Source organism: Candidatus Eisenbacteria bacterium (genome assembly GCA_016867715.1).
Lineage (GTDB): Bacteria > Orphanbacterota > Orphanbacteria > Orphanbacterales > Orphanbacteraceae > VGIW01.
The window spans coordinates 1-5,038 of sequence record VGIW01000141.1; the positions used below are offsets into that span (position 1 = coordinate 1).

Below are 5,038 nucleotides of genomic sequence, written 5' to 3' on the forward strand. Positions count from 1 at the left end.
TCAAGAGGTGGATCGTGGTCGCCGAGGGGGCCGGATTCGGGCGCGCGGGAAACACCGTGAGCTGGGGCAGCGACTCCCCGCTCGCCACGCCGGTCGCGGTGACCACGAACGATACGGCGCCCATGAAGAGACCTCTCTCCTCGCCGTCCTCCGCGTGCGCGCGCCACCAGTACGTGCCGTCGGGCAGGGAGGGCGAGACCGTCCAGGATGTCTCTCCAGATCCTTCGACGACCCCGGTCGCTGAACGCACGAGAGTCGTCAGGAGCGAATCGGAATAGACGCGAAAATGGTACGTCAGCGTGTCCCCGTCCGGGTCGGAGGCGTTCGAGACCGTGAGAACCGGCTCGTCCCCGACGAGCGACCCCGTAGGAGGGGAGACGAGCCCAGGCCGCCCGGGCGGATAGTTCCCAGTCCCCCGGTCGATGAGCATAAGGTCATCGATGCCGGCCTCGATCATGTCGTCGCTGCTCGAGCCGTCCGAAGCCTGAAGCCGAAGGCGCATTTCGCTCGTGAGGGGCAGAACCTCGTCCAGCCGGACTTCCAGGTTCAACCAGACGGCGTTGTGGCCCACATCCCCAATGAAGAGCAGGCATTCCGGGAACGTGCTGCCGTCGTCGTTCGAAAGGTCGATCCGGAAGAAGTCGCCCGCGTCGTCCTCCGGCTTCTGCTGCCCGAAGAAGTAGTTCAACCGGAGCGTCACGGCGGAGAACGCGGAAAGGTCCCACGTGGGGGAGCGGAGCGTGGTGGACCCTTCGTTGACGTTATGAGCGAGGCCAATGGCCTCGTCCGTGACCCAGGCGGATGTGCCTGGGTACGGCGAGGCGTCGCCCCCGGGCTGGAAGGACCCTCGGGCCGGAATGCCGATCTCCCAGGCTCCGCTCGTGGCATCGCCGCTCACCTCCCAGTGGCCGCTCCCTTCTTCGAAATCGTCAGAAAGGGAATCGATGACCGCCGGGTCGCCCACGGTGAGCGTGATGGTCTCCTCGTGGGGATAGCCGGCGTCCCATTCGGACCGGACCGTGAAGATCGCTCGGTGACCGGCGGGCGTCTCCGGATCGACCGCGAGGACGAAGGGGCCGGTCGCGTTGTCCGCGGAAGCTTGCGCGGGGATCGCCCCGTAGGTCGATAAGGCGGATTCTAGATGGACGTACGGATCGTCCGTGCGGAGCGTTGCGGAGACGCTCGTCGCGGAAGCACTCAGTGCCCAGTTCGCCAGAGTCACGATGAGGGTGTCCGTTTCCCCCGCGTCGAGTTGGCCATCCTCATCCCCTCCCCGAACCTCCACAGCCGCCGCCGTCACGTACGGACCGGCCACGAGGCTGAGAACGATGCTTGAAGAGAGCTGCTCGCTGAGGAGATACGGGATCTCCGCGGCGTCCGGCCACTTGCTCGTGCCCCCCACTTCCGTCGCGAAGGCGAAAACTCCCGCCGTGTCCGAGTGCGCCCAGTCGATGCTGGATCCGCTCACATTCGTGAGCAGCTTGCTACCAGCCTGCCAACTCCGGTAGTTGTTCCATTGCGTCCGTTCCCCCGCCACCGTCGTGAATGTCCCGCTGTCCTCTGGGGCGACGGCGGAGTACGACCAGGGATAGAGCAACGTCCGGATGTCGCTGTGATAGGAGTCGCTGGCAACGATCCTCTTGTCGAGAATGAAGCCACGCATTGCCCGCGTCTCCGGCTCGGAGAAGGGAGCCGGACCTTGGTATGCGAGATTACAGGGATCGTTCGACCCACCTCCCCATTGGAAACCGTAGTTCCGATTGAGATCGACACCGAAGCTCGGCAACGAATCCACGCAGGTCGTATCGTTGTCTCTCCGGTTCCTGCGCCATAGAGGATCCTGAGCTTCCGCCACGTATACGTATCCATCAGGGTTCACGATCGGCACGAACCAGATCTCGCGCTCGTCGATGAGGAACTTGGCCTCCAGATCCGTGTCGTGGTTTTCCAGGAGGTGCCGCAGGTAGTCGAGGACGACGTTCACCGTCATCGCTTCGTTCGCGTGGTGCAGGGCGTCATAGAGGACGGACGGCTTCCCCTCCGTGCCGACTTTCATCGCCCAGATCGCGCGCCCTTCCCAGGACGCGCCGATCGAGTCCTTCGGCGCCGTGATCTCCGGGTACTCACCGTGCATCTCGTCGAGGTATGCGACGATCTCGTCATAGGTACGGTATCCGGCTGGGAGCCCGTTCTCTTCCGCATCGAAGTACTCGTCCCCATAGTCGTCGTCGAGCACCGTCAGGTCGTAGCCCTCTTCCACGAGAATCGCCGCGTTTCTTTCCGAGATGACCATCCGGACCGAGGATTCCTCCTCGTAGGAGAGAACGTCGACCCAGAATCTCCCCTCCAGCGCGAGCAGCTCTTGCTCGGTCAACCCGGAAACCTCAACAAGCTGGTAGGTGGGCCGATCCTCCGAGGGTGGAGAGTCCTCTTCTCCTCCTCCATCCCCCGCTCCTCCGAGGCATACCGTGGCCCCTTCGAAGCCGGCGAACACTCCTTCCTCGAACTCCCAGTCTTGCCAACCCGACATCTCCGGATCCCATCCGATGGTCCCGCAAGACTCTCCTGCGGCGACGGTGAACTTGAGCTCCGCCACCTGGCCCGGAAGGACGAGCGGGACGCTATGGGTGAAGTCCTGCGCCTGAATCAGGAGCCGGCCGAGAGGATCCCGCTGGACATTGAACGTCGACCATTCCACGGGCATCGTGTAGACCTCGCTCGGGCTTTCCTCGACCCACACAAGGGCGCCGGTCGTGTCTCCGAGAGTGATCCCGAAGCCTACGAGGGAGTCGCCGTCGCCGGTGATCCACACGTGCACAAGCACGGTGTCGGTCGGCTCGATCAGGAGGGTGTCCGGCCCGTTGGCGACGTTGGAGTCCAGGTCTGCGATGAGGGCAACGTCTGCGGAGGCCGGCAACGGAAGAAACGAAGCCAACACGGCGAAGATCGCGGCAGGAAGGATGGTGCGGCCGGCCATCAAGCACCCCCTTGCATAGACCGAAACGACTCGAGAAGCGGGGGCGCCGATGCCTGTTCGTCTCGACCCTTTCGATCAACTTGCGAGCACACCTCCGGAACGACCGGCGCAACTCACAAGCAATTGACATGCTACCACTTGACCACTTGTGTGTCAACGGAAAGCAGGAGGTTTCGACCCGTCCCGGGCAAGAGATCAAGGCGGAGAACGGCCGCGCGGGAGACCGCCTCGCAACAAAGAATAGGGAACAGGCTCGCCGCCCGCGGCCGTCTTGACGGCCGACGCTAACTTCATTAGAATAAGTGCAGTTCGGCGAGACAGGGCTCGTACGCCCCCCTCAGAGACCCATCATTGGCCGCGCGGGGAGATCGCTCATGGCGGATGTGTGGATGTTGAACCCCCCGTTCGTGGACGATTTCGTCCGAAGCGCACGGTGGGATGCGCGCTCGAGGGGGCGCGTGCAGAGGCATCCGGACTATCTCGCGGTCGCGACGGCGGTTCTTCTGCGCGCCGGGATCGACGCGAAGCTGATCGACGCGTGCGCGGAGAACCGGAGCCGAGAGGATCTCCGCGGGCTTCTCGCGCGCGAGCGACCCTCGTACGTCGTCCTCCACGCGGCGACCCCTTCGATCGACAACGACCTCGCCCATGCGGCGCTCGCCAAGGAGACCGCGGGCGCGAAGACGGTCTTCGTCGGACAGCACGCGACCGCAGAACCGGCGGACACCTTCCGCCGCGCGGGCGGAGCCCTCGACTTCATCGCGTACGGCGAGTACGACCACACCCTCCGCGACCTCGTCTCCGGCTCCCGGCCGGAGAAGACGCTCGGGCTCTTCTACGAGGATTCCGAAGGGAAGCTCGTTCGAACACCTCCTCGGCCGTTCCTCGACGTGAACGAGCTCCCCTTCCCCGCGTGGCAGTTCATCGATCCGAACCTGTACTACGACGGCGGGAAGCTCCACCCGTTCCTCACGCTCATCTCGGGGCGCGGCTGCTTCGCGCGCTGCACCTTCTGCCGCGATCCGCAACTCATGTACGGCCACGAGAACCGCTACCGAGCGCCCGAGCTCGTCGTCGACGAGATGGAGCACGATCTCGCGCTCTTCCCGAAACTCCGCGAGATCATGATCGAGACCGACACGTTCACGGCGAACCGGGATCACGTCGAAGGAGTGTGCCGCGAGATCCTGAAGCGCCGCCTCGAGACGCGCATCCTGTGGTCGTGCAACGTGCGGACCGACGTGAAGCGCGACCTCCTTCAGCTCATGCGGCGGGCCGGCTGCCGGATGCTCATGATCGGCTTCGAGTTCGGAACGCAAGCCGCCCTCGACGCGGTGAAGAAGGGGACGAAGATCGAGCGGACCACGGAGTTCGCGCGCGACGCGGCGGATCTCGGCTTCACTCTTCACGGATGCTTCATGATCGGGGCGCCGGGGGAAACCCGCGAGTCGGCACGCGCCACGATCGACTACGCGAAGAGCCTTCCGCTCGACACGATCCAGATCTCCGGGATCGCCGCGTACCCCGGGACCGAGATGTACGAATGGGCGAAGCACGAGGGGCATCTCATCCCGAAGGATTGGAGCGAATACCTCGACGAGAACCACGAGCAGGTGACCGTTCTGGGCTACCCGGAGCTCCCGAAGGAGACCATCGACGAGCTGATCGATCAAGGCCTCAAGGAGTTCTACCTCCGCCCGCGGCAGATTTGGAGGATGGCGACGGCGATCCGCGGGGCGGGGGACGTGAAGCGGAAGCTTTACGGATTCAGGAGCTTCCTCGACGCGATGGCCGTGAGCCGCCGGAAACGGCGGGCGGGGAAGGAGCGGGGCGCCTCGAAGAAAGGCGCACGGGCCTCCGGCGACGGAGTGAAGCCGTGAGCTTTCTCGCGTACGCCCGCTACGCGGGCCGCATCTTCAAGAAGCGCGGCGCCGATCCGCACTACATCGTGCTCTTCGTCACCGACGTCTGCAACGCGCACTGCGGGCACTGCCTTCTCGGCGCGGTCCGTCCGGCGACCCAGGAACTCAGCGTCGACGAGTACGAGAAGATCTCCCGCAG

The 5,038-nt window shown here is 64.6% G+C and carries 3 protein-coding genes; 2 read left to right on the forward strand and 1 reads right to left on the reverse strand.

The features are described from left to right. A partial coding sequence (locus FJY73_13910) for a zinc carboxypeptidase (GenBank protein MBM3321754.1) occupies positions 1-2,977 on the reverse strand: 2,977 nt, incomplete at its 3' end. 374 nt (positions 2,978-3,351) lie between these two features. Here FJY73_13910 and FJY73_13915 point away from each other — a divergent pair. Both FJY73_13915 and FJY73_13920 read left to right on the forward strand, forming a co-directional pair. Then, positions 3,352-4,857 carry a radical SAM protein gene (locus tag FJY73_13915; protein ID MBM3321755.1) on the forward strand — a complete coding sequence of 502 codons (1,506 nt, stop codon included), beginning with the start codon at positions 3,352-3,354 and terminating at the stop codon, positions 4,855-4,857. After that, the coding region (locus FJY73_13920) for a hypothetical protein (protein ID MBM3321756.1) at positions 4,854-5,038 on the forward strand (185 nt) is incomplete at its 3' end. The genes FJY73_13915 and FJY73_13920, both read left to right, overlap by 4 nt.